The organism is Labedaea rhizosphaerae, from assembly GCF_004362825.1.
In the GTDB taxonomy this organism is placed as follows: domain Bacteria; phylum Actinomycetota; class Actinomycetes; order Mycobacteriales; family Pseudonocardiaceae; genus Labedaea; species Labedaea rhizosphaerae.
The window spans coordinates 190,562-208,492 of sequence record NZ_SNXZ01000006.1 but is presented as its reverse complement, the minus strand read 5'-3'; the positions used below and the strand labels follow the sequence as shown (position 1 = coordinate 208,492).

21 protein-coding genes are annotated in these 17,931 nt (G+C 71.8%); 9 read left to right on the top strand and 12 right to left on the bottom strand.

Going from position 1 to position 17,931, the window contains the following annotated elements; genetic code table 11:
• Positions 1-47: 47 nt before the first annotated feature.
• Both EV186_RS29935 and sigE read right to left on the bottom strand, forming a co-directional pair.
• Positions 48-689, bottom strand: a complete 642-nt coding sequence (locus tag EV186_RS29935; RefSeq protein WP_133852816.1) for a zf-HC2 domain-containing protein — start codon at positions 687-689, stop codon at positions 48-50.
• On the bottom strand, positions 686-1,264 hold the full coding sequence (gene sigE, locus EV186_RS29930; protein WP_133853107.1) for an RNA polymerase sigma factor SigE: 579 nt from the start codon (positions 1,262-1,264) through the stop codon (positions 686-688). The genes EV186_RS29935 and sigE overlap by 4 nt, the downstream gene beginning before the upstream one ends.
• Before the next feature lie 222 nt (positions 1,265-1,486).
• Here sigE and EV186_RS29925 point away from each other — a divergent pair, with 222 nt between their 5' ends.
• Positions 1,487-2,137, top strand: a complete 651-nt coding sequence (locus EV186_RS29925; RefSeq protein ID WP_243754361.1) for an O-methyltransferase — start codon at positions 1,487-1,489, stop codon at positions 2,135-2,137.
• 67 nt (positions 2,138-2,204) lie between these two features.
• Here EV186_RS29925 and glgC read toward each other — a convergent pair whose 3' ends face one another.
• Positions 2,205-3,422 (bottom strand): glucose-1-phosphate adenylyltransferase, encoded by a 1,218-nt coding sequence (gene glgC, locus EV186_RS29920; protein ID WP_208115858.1) that lies wholly within the window; start codon positions 3,420-3,422, stop codon positions 2,205-2,207.
• Positions 3,423-3,550: 128 nt separating this feature from the next.
• On the opposite strand from glgC, the gene EV186_RS29915 reads away from it, so the two are divergent.
• Positions 3,551-4,015, top strand: coding sequence for a GtrA family protein (locus tag EV186_RS29915; RefSeq protein ID WP_166659391.1), 465 nt, complete (start codon positions 3,551-3,553; stop codon positions 4,013-4,015).
• Positions 4,016-4,039: 24 nt separating this feature from the next.
• Here the strand turns inward: EV186_RS29915 and EV186_RS29910 are convergent, their stop codons facing one another.
• Complete coding sequence (locus EV186_RS29910; protein WP_133852814.1) at positions 4,040-5,548, bottom strand: leucyl aminopeptidase family protein; 1,509 nt, start codon at positions 5,546-5,548, stop codon at positions 4,040-4,042.
• A gap of 73 nt (positions 5,549-5,621) precedes the next feature.
• Positions 5,622-5,789, bottom strand: a complete 168-nt coding sequence (locus EV186_RS29905) for a DUF3117 domain-containing protein (RefSeq protein ID WP_133852813.1) — start codon at positions 5,787-5,789, stop codon at positions 5,622-5,624.
• A gap of 250 nt (positions 5,790-6,039) precedes the next feature.
• On the opposite strand from EV186_RS29905, the gene EV186_RS29900 reads away from it, so the two are divergent.
• A complete protein-coding gene (locus EV186_RS29900) occupies positions 6,040-6,825 on the top strand; it encodes an enoyl-CoA hydratase-related protein (RefSeq protein WP_243754360.1) in 786 nt (261 codons plus the stop codon).
• Here the strand turns inward: EV186_RS29900 and EV186_RS29895 are convergent.
• The 5 genes from EV186_RS29895 to EV186_RS29875 all read right to left on the bottom strand — a co-directional run bounded on the left by EV186_RS29895 (position 6,812) and on the right by EV186_RS29875 (position 9,359).
• A complete protein-coding gene (locus EV186_RS29895) occupies positions 6,812-7,381 on the bottom strand; it encodes a DNA-3-methyladenine glycosylase I (RefSeq protein WP_133852811.1) in 570 nt (189 codons plus the stop codon). The two genes, EV186_RS29900 and EV186_RS29895, sit on opposite strands and share 14 nt — an antisense overlap.
• 145 nt (positions 7,382-7,526) lie before the next feature.
• Positions 7,527-7,970 carry an SRPBCC family protein gene (locus EV186_RS29890; protein WP_133852810.1) on the bottom strand — a complete coding sequence of 148 codons (444 nt, stop codon included), beginning with the start codon at positions 7,968-7,970 and terminating at the stop codon, positions 7,527-7,529.
• Positions 7,963-8,328 carry a DivIVA domain-containing protein gene (locus tag EV186_RS29885; RefSeq protein WP_133852809.1) on the bottom strand — a complete coding sequence of 122 codons (366 nt, stop codon included), beginning with the start codon at positions 8,326-8,328 and terminating at the stop codon, positions 7,963-7,965. The genes EV186_RS29890 and EV186_RS29885 overlap by 8 nt, the downstream gene beginning before the upstream one ends.
• Before the next feature lie 3 nt (positions 8,329-8,331).
• The gene (locus tag EV186_RS29880) at positions 8,332-9,039 is read right to left on the bottom strand and encodes a permease prefix domain 1-containing protein (protein WP_133852808.1); all 708 of its coding nucleotides are present in this window, start codon (positions 9,037-9,039) and stop codon (positions 8,332-8,334) included.
• Positions 9,021-9,359, bottom strand: coding sequence for a helix-turn-helix transcriptional regulator (locus tag EV186_RS29875; RefSeq protein WP_133852807.1), 339 nt, complete (start codon positions 9,357-9,359; stop codon positions 9,021-9,023). The genes EV186_RS29880 and EV186_RS29875 overlap by 19 nt, the downstream gene beginning before the upstream one ends.
• 63 nt (positions 9,360-9,422) lie before the next feature.
• On the opposite strand from EV186_RS29875, the gene EV186_RS29870 reads away from it, so the two are divergent.
• The 5 genes from EV186_RS29870 (at position 9,423) to EV186_RS29850 (ending at position 14,915) form a co-directional block, all read left to right on the top strand.
• The gene (locus EV186_RS29870; RefSeq protein ID WP_133852806.1) at positions 9,423-10,643 is read left to right on the top strand and encodes a cytochrome ubiquinol oxidase subunit I; all 1,221 of its coding nucleotides are present in this window, start codon (positions 9,423-9,425) and stop codon (positions 10,641-10,643) included.
• A 10-nt stretch (positions 10,644-10,653) separates the two neighbouring features.
• Entirely contained in the window at positions 10,654-11,541 is an 888-nt protein-coding gene (locus EV186_RS29865; RefSeq protein WP_133852805.1) for a cytochrome d ubiquinol oxidase subunit II, read from the top strand.
• Entirely contained in the window at positions 11,538-13,058 is a 1,521-nt protein-coding gene (gene cydD / locus EV186_RS29860; RefSeq protein WP_133852804.1) for a thiol reductant ABC exporter subunit CydD, read from the top strand. Before EV186_RS29865 ends, cydD begins: the two co-directional genes overlap by 4 nt.
• 118 nt (positions 13,059-13,176) lie before the next feature.
• Positions 13,177-13,365: a hypothetical protein gene (locus tag EV186_RS29855; RefSeq protein WP_133852803.1), complete on the top strand. Its 189-nt coding sequence runs from the start codon at positions 13,177-13,179 to the stop codon at positions 13,363-13,365.
• Between the two features lie 2 nt (positions 13,366-13,367).
• Positions 13,368-14,915 (top strand): ATP-binding cassette domain-containing protein, encoded by a 1,548-nt coding sequence (locus tag EV186_RS29850; protein ID WP_133852802.1) that lies wholly within the window; start codon positions 13,368-13,370, stop codon positions 14,913-14,915.
• 280 nt (positions 14,916-15,195) lie between these two features.
• On the opposite strand, the gene EV186_RS29845 is transcribed toward EV186_RS29850, so the two are convergent.
• Positions 15,196-16,104, bottom strand: a complete 909-nt coding sequence (locus EV186_RS29845; protein WP_133852801.1) for a glucosyl-3-phosphoglycerate synthase — start codon at positions 16,102-16,104, stop codon at positions 15,196-15,198.
• 13 nt (positions 16,105-16,117) lie between these two features.
• Positions 16,118-16,987, bottom strand: coding sequence for a dihydropteroate synthase (folP, locus tag EV186_RS29840; protein WP_208115857.1), 870 nt, complete (start codon positions 16,985-16,987; stop codon positions 16,118-16,120).
• A gap of 85 nt (positions 16,988-17,072) precedes the next feature.
• Between folP and EV186_RS29835 the strand changes: the two genes are divergently transcribed.
• Positions 17,073-17,741 carry a lysophospholipid acyltransferase family protein gene (locus tag EV186_RS29835; RefSeq protein WP_133852800.1) on the top strand — a complete coding sequence of 223 codons (669 nt, stop codon included), beginning with the start codon at positions 17,073-17,075 and terminating at the stop codon, positions 17,739-17,741.
• The last annotated feature ends 190 nt before the right edge of the window (positions 17,742-17,931 follow it).

The following is a 17,931-nucleotide window of genomic DNA, read 5'->3' as shown; positions in this document are numbered from 1 at the left end:
TGGGACACGCCCGTCGGGGGAAAGGAGAAGCGGAGGGGAGGGGTGGGTTAGCTGGCCTTGGCGTCGCGGAGGGCGACGGCCATGGCGGCGGCGCGGGTCTGGGGGCGGGTGGCCGGTTGGGCCACGCCGAAGACCGCGGCGGGGCGGACCTCGCCCTGAGGGCCGGGCACCGATTCCTGCGGCGTCCCGGATCCCGGCGTCACCAGGGCCAACGCCCCGAGCACCAACCCGGACACGACCACGCCGGCGCCCTGCGCGGCCCGGCCGGGCAACGCACGACCGGACTTCGGCCGCTGGCCGAGCACAGCCGATCCGTGGCCGAGCGGCGCCGAAGAGCCCAGAGCGGCCGAGGACCCGAGCGGTGAGACGGCATCCGGTCGCTGCACGACGACCAACTGCCCGTCGTCGGAGACCGCGAGGTTGTCCGGGGCGCTCGGCAGGTCGACGTGCTGGGGAATGGCGCGCAAGGCGGCGAGCAGCCCGGCGGGCGTGCACGGCGTGTCGGCGGCGCGCACGGCGGCGCGGGCCTGGCGCTGGGCGGTCACCTCGGCGGCGCAGAACGCGCACCCGGCCACGTGGGCGGACGCGCGGTCGTGCGAGCTCGGCGAGAGCTCACCGTCGACGTAGGCGACCACAGCGTCGGGCAACAAGTGCGGTACGGACGTGCCCCAACCCCGAAGATCGGTCATGAGGCCGAACCCTCCTGAACCTTCCGCCGCCGCTCCAGGCTGGCTCGAAGCGCCGCCCTGCCCCGGTGAATCCTCGACCGCACAGTACCGAGCTTCACCCCCAGGGTGGCGCCGATCTCCTCGTACGACAGGCCTTCCACGTCACACAGCACGACGGCGGCGCGGAACTCCGGCGGCAGCTCGTCGAGCGCGGCCTGCAGGTCCGGGTCCAGGTGCGTGTCGGTGTAGACCTGCTCGGGGCTCGGGTCGTCGCCCACGATGCGGTCGGTGTCGTCGGGCAGGCCTTCCATGCGCAGCCGCGAGCGGCGGCGGGCCATGTCGAGGAACAAGTTCGTGGTGATGCGGTGCAGCCAGCCCTCGAAGGTCCCGGGCTTGTAGGACGCGAGCGAGCGGAACACCCGGATGAACGTCTCCTGGGTGAGGTCCTCGGCGTCGTGCGCGTTGCCGGTCAGGCGGTAGGCAAGGCGGTAGACCCGATCGGCGTGCTCGCGGACGACCTCGTCCCAGGTGGGCGGGGTCCACGCGGCATCGCCGTCGATGTCGACGGGGCCATGCTGCTCCAGTTGCACGGTCATCGTGCGGGTGTCCACCTCCGGGCCGTGGCTGGTACCACTGCTCTCCCCAACGTCCACCTTGCTCACTGTGTTCCCCGCTCCCCCAGAGGTTGGTCCCCGCCGATACCAACTATCGCTCCTTGTCCTGGGACGGTAGTGAGAATCGACTGAGAGAAAACTGAGAAACTGTTTTGCTGAGTGGTTCGCCCGTTCAGCGGTGTCTCGGCAGTAATCTCGCCAGTCGTGACCACCCCATCAGTGGAACCGGAAGACCTGGCGGGCCTGCGCGACCACATCGAGGGCTACCAGAGCGATGACGACGTGCTCGCGGCCGCGCGGGCGCGGGGCCACCAGCTCGGCTGCGTGCCCATCGGCAGCGCGGGCGGGGCGACCTTGCGATTCCTGGCGACCGCGGTGCGCGCGAAGTCGGTGGTGGAGATCGGCACCGGGGCCGGGGTGAGCGGGTTGAACCTGCTGCGTGGCATGGCCCCGGAGGGCGTGCTGACCTCGATCGACGTCGAGCCGGAGAACCAGGCCGCGGCCAAGCGGGCGTTCCTCGAGGCCGGGTTCGGGCCGGGCCGCACGCGGTTGATCATGGGGCGGGCCCTGGACGTGCTCCCGCGCCTGACCGACGGCGGCTACGACCTGGTGTTCGTCGACGCGGCGAAGGCCGAGTACCCGAAGTACCACGAGCACGGTGTGCGGCTGCTGCGCCCGGGCGGCGTGATCGCGTTCGACAACGTGCTCTGGCACGGCCGCGTGATCAACCCGGCCATCCGCGACGCCGAGACGCTGGCGATCCGCGAGGTCAGCCGCGCGGTGCGCGACGATGAACGACTGGTACCCGCCCTGCTCGGCGTAGGCGACGGCCTGCTGGTGGCCGCCAAGCTCTAGTCCGCTCGGCACCGTGCCATGAATGTCCCATTCGTGGCACCCAGCGTCCTGAATGGGACATTCATGGCTAGTCCGCTCGCACGCCCTTGCCGAGGATGACCACGCCGCCCGCGCTGACGGTGTAGTTCTCGCGGTCCGCCGCGAGGTCCACGCCCAGTTGCACGCCGTCGGCGACCACGACGTTCTTGTCCAGGATCGCCTTGCGCACGACCGCGCCCTTGCCGATCCGCACGCCGGGCAGCAGCACCGCGCCCTCGACGACGGCGCCGTCCTCGATGGTCACGTCGGCGCTGACCACGGACTCGGTCACCGACGAGCCGGAGATGATCGAGCCCGGCCCGACGATCGACTCCTGCGCGCTGCCCCCGTTGACGAACTTGGCGGGCGGCAGCGGCGGCGTCGCGGTCCGGATCGGCCACTTCTGGTTGTAGAGGTTGAAGACGGGGTGCACGGACACGAGGTCGAGGTGCGCGTCGTAGTAGGCGTCCAGGGTGCCGACGTCGCGCCAGTAGCCGCGGTCGCGTTCGGTGGCGCCGGGCACGTCGTTGTCGGCGAAGTCGTAGACGTGCGCGCGGCCCTGGTCGACCAGCATGGGGATGATGTCGCCGCCCATGTCGTGCATGGATTCGGGGTCGGCGGCGTCGGCGCGCAGGGCTTCGAGCAGCACCTCGGTGCGGAAGACGTAGTTGCCCATGGAGGCGAACGTCACGTCCGGGTCGTCGGGCACGTGCGGTGGATCGGCGGGCTTCTCCAGGAACCGGGTGATCTTGCCGGACGCGTCGGAGTCGATGCAGCCGAACGCCTTCGCCTCGGTGCGCGGCACCCGGATCCCGGCCACGGTCACGCCGGCGCCGCTCTCGATGTGCTGGTCGAACATCTGCGACGTGTCCATCCGGTACACGTGGTCGGCGCCGAAGACCGCGATGTGGTCCGGGTTCTCGTCGTAGACGAGGTTCAGCGACTGGAAGATCGCGTCGGCGCTGCCGGTGTACCAGCGCGGGCCCAGGCGCTGTTGCGCGGGCACCGGGGTGATGTATTGGCCGAGCACGCTGGACAGCCGCCACGTGGTGGAGATGTGCCGGTCCAGCGAGTGCGACTTGTACTGCGTCAGCACGCACAGCTGGTGCAGTCCGCCGTTGAGCAGGTTGGACAGCACGAAGTCGATCAGCCGGTAGTTGCCGCCGAACGGCACGGCCGGCTTCGCCCGGTCGGCGGTCAGCGGCCAGAGGCGCTTGCCCTCGCCACCGGCCAGCACGATCCCGAGCACACGCGGCTGGCCTTTCACGATCGTGACCCTAGCTGCGTGGTGGTGGTTCCTGCCACACGACCTCGCGCCTGTTCACCCGGGTGCCGCACGGACGCCACACTCGCACCCTCAGAGGACTTTCAGCTCGCGTGGGGAATGCTGGGGCCGTGCACACGTTGCCGGCCGCTGAGCCGTCGAGGCCGGCCGCGAGGCCGCGACTCGCCCGCGTGTTCGGCAAGTTCGCCGTCGCCTCGCTCGCCGCGACGGCGTTCAGCCAGCTGGTCCTCGCGTGGCTCTACGCGGGCGGAACGGGCGCGCTCGCGGCGAGCACGCTGGCGTTCCTGGCCGGGGCGGTGCCGCACTTCGTGTTGACCCGGCGGTGGGCGTGGGGCGTGCGGGGGCCGCAACGGCTGCGCCCGCAGCTGCTCACCTACGTGCTGGTGACCGCGGCCGGCGGCGTCGTGTCGATCTTGATGACCGGCGGCGCGGAGTGGCTGGTCAGCCTGTGGATGCCCGACCGCGTCGAGCGCACGCTCTGGCTGAACGCGGCCTACCTGCTCAGCGGGGCGCCGGTGTTCGTGCTCAAGTTCTGGGTGCTCGACCGCGTGTTCGGCACGCGCAAATCCGCGTAGGTCGTCACCGCACCCGCCGTGTCACTACGCGTACGAAGCGGCCAGCTCCACCAGGGTCCGGGCCGCGAACCCGGACGCGCCGGGCACGACCTCGTCGTAGACCTTGTCCGCCCGCGCGGGCCCGGCGATGTCCAGGTGCGCCCACGGCAACCCGCCGGTGAACTCGTGCAGGAACAGCGCCGCCGTGATGGCACCCGCGCCCGGCGGGCACTGGCGCACGTCGGCCAGGTCGCTGCGGACGCTCTCGACCATCTCCACCCGCACGGTGTCGCAGTCCCCGCCCAGCGGCATGCGCCAGAACGCCTCGCCGACCCGCTCACCGGCGGCACGCACGCGGTCGGCCAAGTCGTCGTCGGTCGCGAAGAGCCCCGCCGTCCGCGTGCCGAGCGAGACCTTCATCGCGCCGGTCAGGGTCGCCACGTCCACCAGCAGGTCCGCGCCGAGCTCGGCCACCGCGTAGGCGAGGCCGTCGGCCAGCACCATGCGGCCCTCGGCGTCGGTGTTGGTCACCTCGGTGGTCTTGCCCCCGAAGTGGCGCACCACGTCGCCCGGCCGGTACGCCGACCCCGACACGTGGTTCTCCGCGCACGGCACCAAACCGGTCACCCGCACCGGCAACCCCAGCCGCGCCACCGAAAGCACCGCCGACATCACGGCCGCGCCGCCGGCCATGTCGGTGCGCATCAGGTGCATGCCGTCGGCCGGCTTGATCGAGATGCCGCCGGTGTCGAACGTGATGCCCTTGCCGACGAAGACCAGATGCGGCCCCTTGACGCCCCGGGGCGCCCACGAGAGCTCCACCAGCCGGGGCGGGCGGTCCGAGCCGCCGCCGACCGCGAGCACGCCACCGAAACCGTTGCGCGCCAGCCACTGCTCGTCGCGCACCTGCACGGCCAGACCGTTGACCTTGCCCGCGATCCGGCTCACCGTGCGGGCCAGCCACGCCGGGTCCTTGATGTTGGACGGGGAGTTGGCCAGGTCGCGGGTGAGCGCGGTCGCCGATGCCTGTGCGTGCGCCCGCGCCACCACCTCGGCGAAGTCGCCGCCGGTGATCAGCGTCAGCGTGCGCAGCCGCGGCTTCGCCTCCTGCTCGGTCACCACGAACTTGTAGCCGCCGAGGAAGACGCCGAGCGCGAACTGCCCGACCTGCTCGGCGCCCGCGTCGGGCGGCAGCACCACCTGGACGTTGCGCTGCACGGCGCGGCCGGCTTCCTCGTCGGCCGCCGCGGCCGTGTTGACCGCACGGGTCAGCGCGGCACCCGCCGTGCGCCACGCCTTGACGGCCCCGTCGCCGAGGCCGACGACCCAGCGCACGTCCGTGCCCGACGGCCCGGACAGGACCTGGCCCGCGCCGGCGGTCAGCCCGGCGTCGGCCACCCAGTCCGTGGTGATCGCTTCGCCACCCGGCCCGACGAGCGGCTCACCCTCGTCGTCGCGCATGGCGACCACGGCGAGCGGCACCCCGCGCCGGACGGTCTTGGCGACCTCGAGACCAGGCAGCGCGGTGGGCAACGTCGGTAACGGGCTCGGCACGACAAATCCTCACAGGTAGACGAAAGAACCGCCCCGGCGTGCTGCGACCGGGGCGGACTTGCGTGGGGCGGGGTCAGCCCGCGACGTCCTTGAGGGCGTCCCCGAGCGCGCTCGCTTCTTCAGCGGACATCTCGACGACCAGGCGCCCACCACCCTCCAGCGGCACGCGCATCACGATGCCCCGACCCTCCTTCGTCACCTCGAGGGGACCGTCTCCGGTCCGGGGCTTCATGGCCGCCATAGCGTGCTCCCTCCGTCATAGCCTGCCGACCCCGGACGGGCAGTAGTCGATCATGAGCCGCCCGGGTTCGCGCACATTCTCCCCCATCGGGTCACCGCGACGAAATCCAACCGATCTTTGCGTGTCGTGTGACCGGCCACGATGTCGAGTCCACGGGTTCCCGGCCAGCGCGTCCACATCGGACGTGGCTGGTCCGGAGGGCTCCCGAGCTGGCACGATCTCCCGTACCCGTGCCTTGGAGGTAGCGACCGTGTCCACCCTGCTCATCGACGACAACGACGGCGCACGCACCCTGACGCTCAACCGGCCGGAGGCGTTCAACTCGCTGACCACCGAGCTGAAGGACCAGCTGCTGGCTGCGTTGCGCGAGGCCGCCGAGGACGCGGGTGTGCGGGCCGTGGTGCTGACCGGTTCCGGCCGCGCGTTCTGCGCGGGGCAGGACCTCAAGGAACACGTCGCGCGCCTCGAGAGCGACGCGCCGGAGCCGATGAGCACCGTGCGCGAGCACTACAACCCGATCGTCGAGGCGATCATGCGGATGCCCAAGCCGGTGCTCGCGGCGGTCAACGGGATGGCGGCCGGCGCCGGTGCCTCGCTGGCCTTCGCGTGCGACCTACGGGTGGCGGCGGAGTCGGCGAAGTTCCTGCTGGCGTTCGCGGGCGTCGGGTTGAGCGCGGACACGGGTGCGTCCTGGACGTTGCCCCGGTTGATCGGCTACGGGCGGGCCATGGAACTGATGCTGCTCGGCAAGCCGGTCGCGGCCGACGAGGCGTTGCGCATCGGCATGGTCACCACGGTGGTGCCCGACGACCAGGTGGCGACCACGGCGGCCGAGCTGGCCGGGCGCATGGCCGCTGGGCCCACGACCGCCTACGCCAAGATCAAGGAGGCCGCGCTGGCGTCCACCACGGCCGGGCTGACCGAGGCGCTGGAGGTCGAGGCACGCACGCAGGCCGAGGCCGGCGCCACCGAAGACCACCGCGCGGCCACCAAGGCGTTCGTCGCCAAGGAGAAGCCGCGGTTCAGCGGTCGCTGACCCAGCAGTCGGCGAGGTGGTCGTCGACCATGCCCGTGGCTTGCATGAGCGCGTAGCACGTCGTCGGCCCCAGGAACGCGAACCCGCGTTTCTTCAGCGCCTTGGCCATGGCCTTCGACTCGTCGGTCACGGCGGGCACCTCGCTGGTGTCCTTCGGCCGCGGCCGGCGTTCGGGCGCGAACGACCACAACAGCTCGTCCAGCCCGCCGTCGAGCTCGACGACGAGACGGGCGTTGCGGATCGCCGCGTCGATCTTGGCCCGGTTGCGCACGATGCCCGCGTCGGCCATCAGCCGCGCCACGTCCTTCTCGCCGAACGCCGCGACCTTCACGGGGTCGAACCGCTTGAACGCCGCCCGGAACGACTCGCGCTTGCGCAGGATGGTGATCCACGACAGGCCCGACTGGAACGCCTCGAGGCACAGCCGCTCGTACAGCGCGGCGTCGCCGTGCAGCACCCGGCCCCATTCCTCGTCGTGGTAGTCCACGTAGTCCGGCGTCGACACACCCCAGGGGCAGCGCAGCTTGCCGTCCGCCCCCGCGACCGACCCGGTCATGCGACACCTCGCACGCTCGGAGTCCGCATGCGCGGAGGTGCAGTGTTGGATGACTCGCTCGCAAGCTCACTCATGCCGACACCTCGCACGCTCGGAGTCCGCATGCGCGGAGGTGCAGTGTTGGATGACTCGCTCGCAAGCTCGCTCATTGGTAGGCCTCCGCGAACTTGGCGAAGCGCCGCAACGAATACCGCACGCCGAGCCGGAACCCCGGCCGCACGAGCGGCCAGCCCACGCGGCCCAGCGCGCCGAGCGGCAGGTCCAGCCGCTCGGTCCAGACCAGTTCGGACGTGCTCGCGCCGACCGGGCGCACCTCGAACGACGCGGTGCCGCACACCACCTTGCCGGTGTGCCGCACCTCGCAGCGCACCGGCGGCTGCCAGCTCGTGATCTCCATGTGGTCAGTGAACCCCAGGGGACCGACACCCGTGCGTGCCGCGAGCGTCGACCCGGCTCCGCGCCCGCTTCCACCGGTCACCCGCACCGCGGTGGCTAGCATCCACTCGCCCTGGCGCGGCCAGTCGGTGACCGCCGCCCACACCATCTCGGCGGGCGCGGCGACCCGAACCAGTTCGACCAGCTCAGCCACGGTCGGCGTCGGCATCGGCGTCGGCCGGTTCGGCGGCAACGGTGACACCGGTGCCGCCGCGCTCGAGCGCCAGCTCCTCCTCGAGCGCCGCGATCCGCCCGCGCAGGTCCTCCAGCTCGGCGCCCAGGCGCTGCAGCACCCAGTCGACCTCGGACATCTTGTAGCCACGCAGCACGAGCTGGAACCGGACGTTGCTCAGGTCGTCCGCGGTCACGCCGGACGCGGGCAGCCGGGTCGGCGAGGCGCCCGGCGGCAGCGGCGGCAACTCCTCGCCCCGGCCGAACACCACGGAGGCGAGCAGGAACACCACGGCGGCGACGAGCACCATGACGATGAGGTAGATCAGGGCGGTGTCCACGCCTCAGATCGTGGCACGCCGCTCGTCGCGCGACCCAGCGGAGTAGGCGAACGAGCGCACCGTGAGCACCAGCAACCGCCCGGCGACCACCAGCGACACCAGGGTGGCGAGCCCGGTCGGCAGCGGCCCGTTGAGCCGGTGCGGGTCGAACACGGCCGTGGCCACCAGCAACGCCAGCTCCACCACCAGCACCGCCCCGAGCGCGACCGCCCCCGCCACAGCCGGCATCCGCGCGATGCGCCTGCTGTCGACGCCGTTGCGCGCGGCCCACCGGCAGCCCAGCAACGCGACCAGCGCGATCGCCGACGACAGCCAGACGACCCGGTCGTTGGCCCACGCGAACGACAGGTACCAGGGCGGCGTCTTCGTGCCGAAGTGCTGGTCCCACGCGCCGATCGACCAGAGCGCGGTCAGCTCCCACAACGCGTGCACTGCCGGCAGGGCCAGCAGCATCGAGCGCAGCAACCGCGCGCCTTGCGCGACGCTGAGTTCGGCCTGGTACTCGCGGCCGATCTCGTCGACCGGCCCGAACTCCTCGATCGCCGCGCGTTGCGCGTCGAGCGGGGTGAGCCCGCGCTCCTCGTGCGCCTCGGCCGCGTCGACGAGGCCGTCACGCGCCTCCGCGAGCAGCTCCGCCTTGGTCGACGCCATGCCGCGCAGGCGGGCGTCGAGGTCGGCCAGGTAGCTGTCGATCACGCCGGTGTCGGCCACGGCCCACCACCCAGGACTCCGTCGATCGCCGTCGTGAACTCGCGCCACGCGGTTCGTTCCCCGGCCAGCGCCTTGCGGCCCGCGGAGGTGAGCCGGTACGTGCGGCGTTGCCGGCCGCCGACCGTGGCCCACTCGCTGGCCACCAGGCCGCCGCGCTCGAGCCGGCGCAACGCCGGGTAGACGGTGCCGGTGGGCAGGTCGAGCGCGCCGCCGCTGCGCTGCTGCAACGCCTCGATGATCGCGTAGCCGTGCAGCGCCGCGCCGTCCAGCGTGGCCAGCAGCAGCGCGTCGAGGTGACCTCGCAACGCGTCGGGCTTCATGAGTAGGCAGTCTACCCCTCAATGGGTTGCGGACCTACATGTAGTTCGGCTACATATGGAGACATGGCCGATCCTCCTGCGCTCGCCCGGATCCAGTTCGCGGTGACGACGACGTTCCACTTCTTGTTTGTCCTGCTCACCTTGGGCCTCGTGGTGCTGGTGGCGATCATGCAGACCCGCTACGCGATCACCGGGAAGTCCGAGCACCGCCGGGCGACCCGCTTCTTCGGCAAGCTCTACGTCGTCAACTACGCGCTGGGCATCGCGACCGGGATCGTGATGGAGTTCCAGTTCGGGCTGACGTGGAGCGGCCTGTCGACCTACGCCGGTGACGTTTTCGGTGCGCCACTGGCGATCGAGACGCTGGTCGCGTTCTTCCTCGAGTCGACGTTCCTCGGCTTGTGGATCTTCGGCTGGGATCGGCTCAACAAATGGGTGCACCTGGCGTTGATCTGGCTGACCGCGGCGACGGCGTTCGCGTCCGCGTTCTGGATCATGGTGAGCAACGCGTTCCTGCAGAACCCGGTCGGCTACGAGCTGCGCGACGGCGTGCTGCGGCTGACCGACTTCGGCGCCCTGCTGCGGAACCCGACGCTGACCGACGCGGTGCTGCACCTCTCGTCGGCGGCCCTGGCCACCGGCGGCTTCTTCGTCGCCGGGGTCAGCGCGTGGCACTTCCTGCGCCGCACCAAGGACATCGTCCTGTTCAAGCGGACGATACGGCTCGGTCTCATTGCTTCCACTGTCGGAATGTACGGAGTAATATCCTACGGTTTCGAACAATATGGTGTGTTGAAGAACGTGCAGCCGGCCAAGGTCGCCGACCCGGATGATCTGCCCGCGCTGACCGACCGCCTCGGCGCGGACAACATGCCGCCCGGCTGGATCCACGTGCCCCGCGACGTGATGGTCAACATGGGGTTCACGCTGGCCCTGGTCTCGCTGGTCGCCTTGCTGCTGACCATCGGGAACCTGGTGGTGCGCCTGCGTTTCCCGCTCGTGGTGCTGCTGGTCGTGGTGCCGGTCCCGTTCGCCGCCGCGATCTGCGGGTGGCTGCTGCGTGAGGAAGGCAGGCAGCCGTGGCTGATCAACGGCGTGCTGCGCACCGCCGACGGCATGTCCCCGGTCGGCGCGGGTTCCGTGCTCGCCTCGCTCATCGGGTTCTCCGCGTTGTTCGTGCTGCTGGCGCTGGCCGACTGGATCCTGATCGCGCGCCTGGCCGGGCGAGGACCGGAACCCGAACAGGCCCCGGCCCCGGTCCGCGAACCAGCGATCGTCCTCTAGGGAGCGTGTGATGACCACGATGTGGTTGGCGTTGCTGGGTTTCCTGTTCTGCGGATACCTGGCGCTGGCCGGGGTCGACTACGGCACCGGACTGTTGATGCGGGTGCTCGCCACCGACGCGACCGAGTCCCGCCGCGTGCTCGGCGCGGCCGGGCCGGTGTTCCTCGGCAACGAGGTGTGGCTGGTCGCGGCGGCCGGCGTCCTGTTCGGGGCGTTCCCCCGGCTGGAGGGCGACCTGCTGTCCGGCGCGTACCCGGTGGTGGTGGCGACGTTGCTGGGGGTCGTCGCCTTCACGGCCGCGGTGCAGCTGCGCAGCAGGCGCCCGGAAGGCCGGAAAGGCTTGTGGGACGGGGTGATCCTGCTGTCCGCGGCGACGATCTCGACCGGCTGGGGTGCGTTCGTCGCACACACGCTCGGCGGATCGGCGGTCGGTCAGCTGGTCTGCGGCACGACGTTGCTCGCGTTGGTCCTGGTGCACGGCAGCGCGTTCCTGGCCGTGCGTGGTCCCGTGCGGGCTCGCGCCGCCCGGGTCGGCCGGGTGGTCGCGCCGGCCGCGTCGGCCCTGGTCGCGCTGGCGGTGTTCGCGGGGTGGCCGTGGCAGCGCGTCGCTCACCCGGCGTTCGCCCTGGCACTGGCTGTCGTGCTGGTCGTCTTACCCCTGGCGGCGCGTTCATTGCTTGCCCAGCACCGGTTCCGCCTGGCCTTCGGCGCCACAGCGGCCACCCTCGTGTGCGCCGGGGCGTTGGTGTTCGCCGCCAGGCTCCCGGTCACCGCGGCCATCGCGGCCACACCGACGCTGACGGTGCTGACGTGGTTCGCCGTGCCGGTGGTGCCGATCGTGGTCGTGCTGCAGGCGATCACCTGGTGGACGGCGCGGCCGGGCCGGGTGTTCTGGTGAAAGACCTGCCGCTGGGCCGCTACCCGCTCTGGCTCGCGGTGTTGAGCGTGGCCGGCGCGGCCGTGGTGATCACGCAGGCGTGGACGCTGGCCGGCGCGCTGCTCGGTGGTGCGGTCCTGCCGGTGCTGGTGGTGATCGCCGTTCGGGCCGGGCTGCATTTCGTGCGCACTTCGGTGGCGGCGCATGCCACTTCGCGCATCACCCACGTGTTGCGCATGCGTGCCTTGTCGTCGGCGGAATCGCCCGGCCGGGTGGCCACGGTCGTGACGCGCGGCGTCGACGCGGTGGTCCCGTACGTGACCGGCTACCTGCCGCAGCTGGCCGCCTGCGCCGTCGTGCCGGTCGCCGTGCTGGTCGCCGTCGCCGTCGCGGATCCGTTGTCGGCGTTGACGATCGGGGTGACGCTGCCGCTGATCCCGGTGTTCGCGGTACTGGTCGGCAAGCACACCAAGGCATCGACGAAGCACGCGTGGGCCGGGACGACCCGCCTGGGCGGCCACTTCGCCGACGTGGTCCGCGGCCTCGACACGCTGACGGTCTACGGCCGGGCGCGGCGCCAGGAGCGGACGGTGCGTGCGCTGGCCACCGCGCACGCCCACGCGACGATGCGGACCTTGCGCGTGGCGTTCCTGTCGGCGCTGGTGCTGGAGTTGGTGGCCACCCTGTCCGTGGCGATGGTCGCCGTGCCGGTGGGGCTGCGGCTGCTGGACGGTTCGATCCCCGCGCACACGGCGGTGTTCGTGTTGTTGCTGACACCGGAGGCCTACTTGCCGTTGCGCGCGGCGGGCGCGGCCTTCCACGCCAGCGCCGAGGGCCTCGAAGCCCTGCCGCCGGTTCCGCCACCGGTCACCGCCGTGACCCGCCCGCCGGACCTGCGCCACGCCACGATCGAGCTCGATCGGGTGACCGTCCGGCGTGGTGACGTGGACGCGCTGCACGAGGTGTCGCTGACCATCGCGCCCGGCCGCCACTACGCGATCACCGGCCCGAACGGCGCCGGCAAGAGCACGTTGCTCGCCGTGCTGCTCGGTTTGCTGCCGCCGACGTCGGGGCGGGTCCTGGTCGACGGCGTGGACCTGCGGGTGTTCGACCACGCGGCGTGGTGCGCGCAGCTGTCGTGGATCCCCCAGCGCCCGTGGCTGACCGAGGGCACGGTCGCGTCGAACGTCGTCTTGGGCCGCCCGGACGCCTCGCCGGCCGAGGTCGCCGCCGCTTGTTCGACCGCCCACTTGCCGGTCGCGACCAGCACACCCGTGACCCGCCTGTCCACCGGTGAACGCCAACGGGTCGCCTTGGCGCGCGCGTTGTTGCGGACGCAGGCGCCGCTGCTCCTGCTGGACGAGCCGACCGAGCGGCTCGACAGCACCACGGAACAGGCAGTGGTGTCCTCCCTGGTTCCCTTGCTCCACAACCGAACGGCGGTCGTCGTGGCGCACCGCCCGCTGATCCACCAGGCCTTGCACGACCCCGTCCCGATCCACCTCGATCGCGGCCGAGTGGCCTTGGCGGTCGGATGAAACGCCTGGCCGTCGCCGTGGTCGCGACCTGGCTGCTCACCCGCGCGATGCGGACCCGCCTCGGCCGCGAGGCCCGGCGCCGCCGCCGCTGCAACCCGACCCTCACCCCAGGATGACCATGTCTTTCGACCGACGCCTCGCTCTCGCCGTGCTGTACGCCGCCACCGCGACGCGGGTGGTCCACCTCGACTGCAGGCGACTGACGTCGGCGGCGGCAAGCTGGCTGCTCACCCGCGTCCTCCAGACCTACCTCGGCCGCGAGGCCCGGCACCGCCGCCGCTGCAACCCGACCCTCACCCCAGGATGACCATGTCTTTCGACCGACGCCTCGCTCTCGCCGTGCTGTGCGCCGCCGCCGCGGACCTCGCCGCCATCGGGCTCACGGCCACGGCGACGTGGATGATCGTCCGGGCGGCCGGGCACCCACCGTTGGCCGCGTTGTCGGTGGCGATCGTCGCCGTGCGGACGCTGGCGGTGGTGCGTGGCGGTCTTCGTTACGCGGACCGGCTCGTCGGCCACGACGCCGTGCTCGGCAAGGCCGGTGAGGCCCGCGCCCGCAGCTACCGCACCCTCGCCGCCCGACCGCACCGGCACGGCGGCGCCGCGCTCGCCGCGGTGGTCACCGATGTCAACGACGCGCAGGAGTTCTTGCTGCGCCGGCAGCTGCCCCGCCTTGCGGCCGCGGTGACCGGCGGGCTCACCGTCGCGGTCACCGCCGTCGTCTCGCCGGTGGCCGGGCTCGTGCTGGCCGCCGGACTGGGCATCACCGGACTGGTCCTGCCTCGGCTGGTCCCGCCGGTGCCGCCCTCGGCGCACGCCGCGCTGTCCGCCTACGCGCTCGACCTCACCCGTGGCCGCGACGACCTGGTCGTGCTCGGCGCGTTCGACCGCCACCGAGCCGAGGCAGCCGCGGTCTCGCGCGCGGCTGCCGCGCGTCAACGCCACGTGACCACCAGAGCGTCGGCGACCACCGCCGCGGCGATCCTGGTGCAGGCCGCCACCGCCGTCGTCGTCCTGCTGGTGAGCGGGGCGGGCGGGCCGACCGCGGCGGCGCTGGCGTTGACCGCGTTGGGCGCCATCGAGGTCACCCTGCAGCTGCTGGAGCCCCTCCGTCGGCCACCGCCGCTCGCGGCCGTCGAACCCGTGCCGCAGGCACCGCTGACCGACGAACTGCGCCTCGACCGCGTCTCGGCCCGCACCTTGCGCGAGCTCACCGTCACCGTCCACAAGGGACAACGCATCGCCGTCGTCGGCCCGACCGGCGCGGGCAAGAGCACCCTGCTCGACCTGATGACCGGCCTGCTCCCGCCGGAAAGCGGCCAGGTCACTGGCCGAGCGAGCGGCAACCACGACGACGCGTGGGTCTTCGCCGCGCCGATCCGCACCAACCTGCGCCTGGCGAACCCGCGAGCCGGCGATGACGAACTCCTGGCCGCCCTCACCACCGTCGGCCTCGACGTGGACCTCGACACCGACGCCACGACGTTGTCCGGTGGGCAACGCCAGCGGCTGCTGCTGGCCCGCGCCCTGCTGGCCGACCCGCCGATCCTGGTCCTGGACGAACCGGTCGCCGCTCTCGACCCGGCGTCGGCGGACGAGGTGCTGCTCGCTGCGCTGGAGCATGCGACGGGCGCGGTCGTGCTGGTCAGCCACCGGTTGGCCGCCCTGGCCGCCGTCGACGAAGTGCTGGTCCTGGACCAAGGCAAGATCGTCCAGCGCGGCCCCCATACCGACCTGGCCATAACCCCCGGCCCCTACCGCGACGCCCTCCTCATCGAACAGGCCGCCACTTTTCCCCAGGCGACCAGTTGTCCACAGATCGACGCAGCTCCCGTTTCCCCAGCTCAAACCCGATAGAATGGACAAGGGGGAGCCCCCGGGAGGGTGGGCCCTGCGCGGGAAACATTGAGCAAGATCATGCGCGTGATCGGGCGGCCACCATCCCACGAGCAGCCAACTCGCAGGGCCGCTATCCCACCGAGCCGCGGCCGCTCCAACCGCCCCATCAAGCCGCCCCATCAAGCCGCCGCCCACGCTCAGCGCCCGATCCAACCGCCCCATCAAGCGGCCCCATCAAGCCGCCGCCCACTCTCAGCGCCGATCCAGCCGTCACCCGATCCTGAGCCACCGGCCCAGATCAGCGCACCGGCGGCCAGGCCACCTCGTTGATCGGCGGCCGGTCGGCCAGCAGCACCTCTTGCGGATCCGGCAACCACTCGCCCATCACCTCGACGAACTGCGTCAACCCAGCTGCCGACCCAGCCACCCCGGCCCTGGCCAACGCCGTCCCGAGCACCTGCCGCGCCATCACGCCGAGCTGCGCCAGCGGCCGGTTGCGGTGCCGCCGCACACCCAGGTTCACCTGCGCCAACCCCGCCAATCCGTACCGGCTGTGCGCGTCGAGCAGCAACCCGATCTCGACCCCGTACCCCGCCGCGAACGGCACCGACTCCAGGAACGACCGGCGCGCCGCGTACTCCCCGCTCAACGGCTGGACCACCATCGCCAACTCCGGGCGCAGCGCCGCCAGCAACGGCCGCGCCACCAGCTCGGTCACCCGCCCGCCGCCGGCGTCGTCGGAGGCGCCGAGCGGGCGCCGGTAGAACGACTTGACCAGGTGGACGTCGTCGTCGAAGAACAACGGGCCCAGCAGGCGTGGCACGAACCACGGAGCGGGCGAGACCAGGTCGGAATCCAGGAACACCAGCAAGTCGCCGCTGGTCGCGGCCAGCGACCGCCACAGCACCTCACCCTTGCCCGGCAACGGCTCGAGCTCGGGAAGGACGTCGGTGCGGTGCACCACCCGCGCGCCCGCCGCCGATGCGACCGCGGCGGTCCGGTCGGTCGAACCCGAGTCCACCACGACGAGCTCGTCGACCAGCGAGCCGACCAGCGGCCGCACGGACTCGATCACCCCCGCGACCGTCGGTTCCTCGTCCAGCGCGGGCAGCACGACGCTGACCGTGCGGGATCCCTTGGCCTGTAGGAGTTCCTCCTCTGTCCACGAAGGACTCTGGTAGGTGTTCTCGGTGAACCAGGAGTGCACGCACCCTCCTCGATCAGGCCAGCGCCCGCAGGACCCTGGCCGGTGGCCGGGTACCCGCGATGCTCGCCACCATCTCCAGCACCCCGCGGGTCCGGCGGACCTGGTGCGCCCGGAACACCCGGGCACCGGTCCAGGCCGCCACCGCGGTCGCGGCCAGCGTGCCGTCGACCCGGTCGTCGAGGCCCGCGTCCAGAGTCTCGCCGATGAAGTCCTTGTTGGACAGCGCCATGAGCACCGGCCACCCGGTGTTGACCAACTCGTCAAGCCGGCGCAACAAAGCCAGGCCGTGCCAGGTGTTCTTGCCGAAGTCGTGGGTGGGGTCGATCAGCACGCCCGCACGCGGCACCCCGGCCGCGACCATGGCCTCGGCCCGTTCGACCAGTTCCTCGGCCACCTGCGCGACCACGTCGCGGTAGCGGACCCGGTGCGGGTCGGTGCGCGGCTGGAGCCCGCCGGTGTGGGAGCAGACGATGCCGGTGCCGTGCTCGGCGGCGACCTCAGCGAGCCTGGGATCGGCACCCGCCCACGTGTCGTTGATCAAGTCCGCGCCGGCCGCGCACGCCGGGCCCGCGACCTCGTGGCGCCAGGTGTCGACACTGATCACCAGGTTCGGGTGCGCCTCCCGGATGGCCTCGACGATCGGCACCACCCGGCGGACCTCCTCGGCCGCGTCGACGTGCTCGCCGTGCGACCCGGCCCGCACGCCGCCGATGTCGACGATGTCGGCGCCTTCGGCCACCGCGCGGTCGACCGCGGCCAGCGCCGCCTCGTCGGCGAACGTGGCCCCGCGGTCGTAGAACGAGTCCTTCGTCCGGTTGACGATGGCCATCACCAGGGCACGGTCCTGCGGCACCACGCGTGCGCCGAACTTGAGTTCTCCCACTTCACGATCGTGCCATTGGTCCGGACGGTGGACAGGTAACGGGCGACACTGCCTGGACGCGGGCTTCAGTACGTAGAGTGGTGCAGTGCTGTATCAGGTGGTCCGACGGGTGCTCGCCCCCTTGCTCAAGGCCGTGTTCCGGCCGCACGTCGAGGGGATCGAGGACGTGCCTCCGGAGGGGCCGGTGATCTTCGCGAGCAACCACCTGTCGTTCATCGACAGCATCATCATCCCGCTGATCGCCCCGCGGTCGGTGTCGTTCCTGGCGAAGGCCGAGTACTTCGAGGGCGGCAACCTGCGCCAGCGCATGGCGGGCGCGTTCTTCTCCGCGATGGGCGCGGTGCCGGTGCGGCGTGGCCAGGGCCGGGCGGCGGTGGCGGCCCTGGACGCGGGCATCGAGGTGCTGAACAAGGGCGGCGGGTTCGGGATCTACCCGGAGGGCACCCGGTCGCTGGACGGCAAGCTGCACCGCGGGCACACGGGTGTCGCGCAGCTGGCGTTGAGCACGGGCGCGCTGGTGGTGCCGGTGGCGCTGCTGGGCACGGACAAGGTGCAGCCGAAGGGCAAGAAGCTGCCGCGCGTGCACCGGTTCACCGTGCGGTTCGGCAAGCCGCTGGACTTCTCCCGCTACGAGGGCATGGGCGCCTCGCCGCCGATCCGCCGCGCGGTGACCGACGAGATCATGTACGCGATCATGGAACTGTCCGGCCAGGAATACGTCGACAGCTACCACAAGCGCCCCGACGCCGCCTGATCATCCACTCACCGCGCGCAATCCGCCTCGCGCGCGAAGACAGCCCCCACCCTTCCCGGGGGGCACCCCTGATGCCAGTCTATCGAGGTCAGGCGGGGTGTGGGGTGCGTTGAGCGGATCTGTGGACAACTCGCCGGGTGTGGACAACTGCGGCCGTGGCCGGGGTTCGGGCCGGCCGAACCCCGACCAG

Coding starts and splice junctions, on each gene's coding strand:
- EV186_RS29875 (WP_133852807.1), bottom strand. CDS start 9,359: ATGAAGCCCGACGCGTTGCGAGGTCACCTCGACGCGCTGCTGCTGGCC.
- EV186_RS29895 (WP_133852811.1), bottom strand. CDS start 7,381: ATGACCGGGTCGGTCGCGGGGGCGGACGGCAAGCTGCGCTGCCCCTGG.
- EV186_RS29865 (WP_133852805.1), top strand. CDS start 10,654: ATGACCACGATGTGGTTGGCGTTGCTGGGTTTCCTGTTCTGCGGATAC.
- sigE (WP_133853107.1), bottom strand. CDS start 1,264: ATGACCGTGCAACTGGAGCAGCATGGCCCCGTCGACATCGACGGCGAT.
- EV186_RS29855 (WP_133852803.1), top strand. CDS start 13,177: ATGTCTTTCGACCGACGCCTCGCTCTCGCCGTGCTGTACGCCGCCACC.
- EV186_RS29870 (WP_133852806.1), top strand. CDS start 9,423: ATGGCCGATCCTCCTGCGCTCGCCCGGATCCAGTTCGCGGTGACGACG.
- EV186_RS29935 (WP_133852816.1), bottom strand. CDS start 689: ATGACCGATCTTCGGGGTTGGGGCACGTCCGTACCGCACTTGTTGCCC.
- EV186_RS29850 (WP_133852802.1), top strand. CDS start 13,368: ATGTCTTTCGACCGACGCCTCGCTCTCGCCGTGCTGTGCGCCGCCGCC.
- EV186_RS29905 (WP_133852813.1), bottom strand. CDS start 5,789: ATGGCGGCCATGAAGCCCCGGACCGGAGACGGTCCCCTCGAGGTGACG.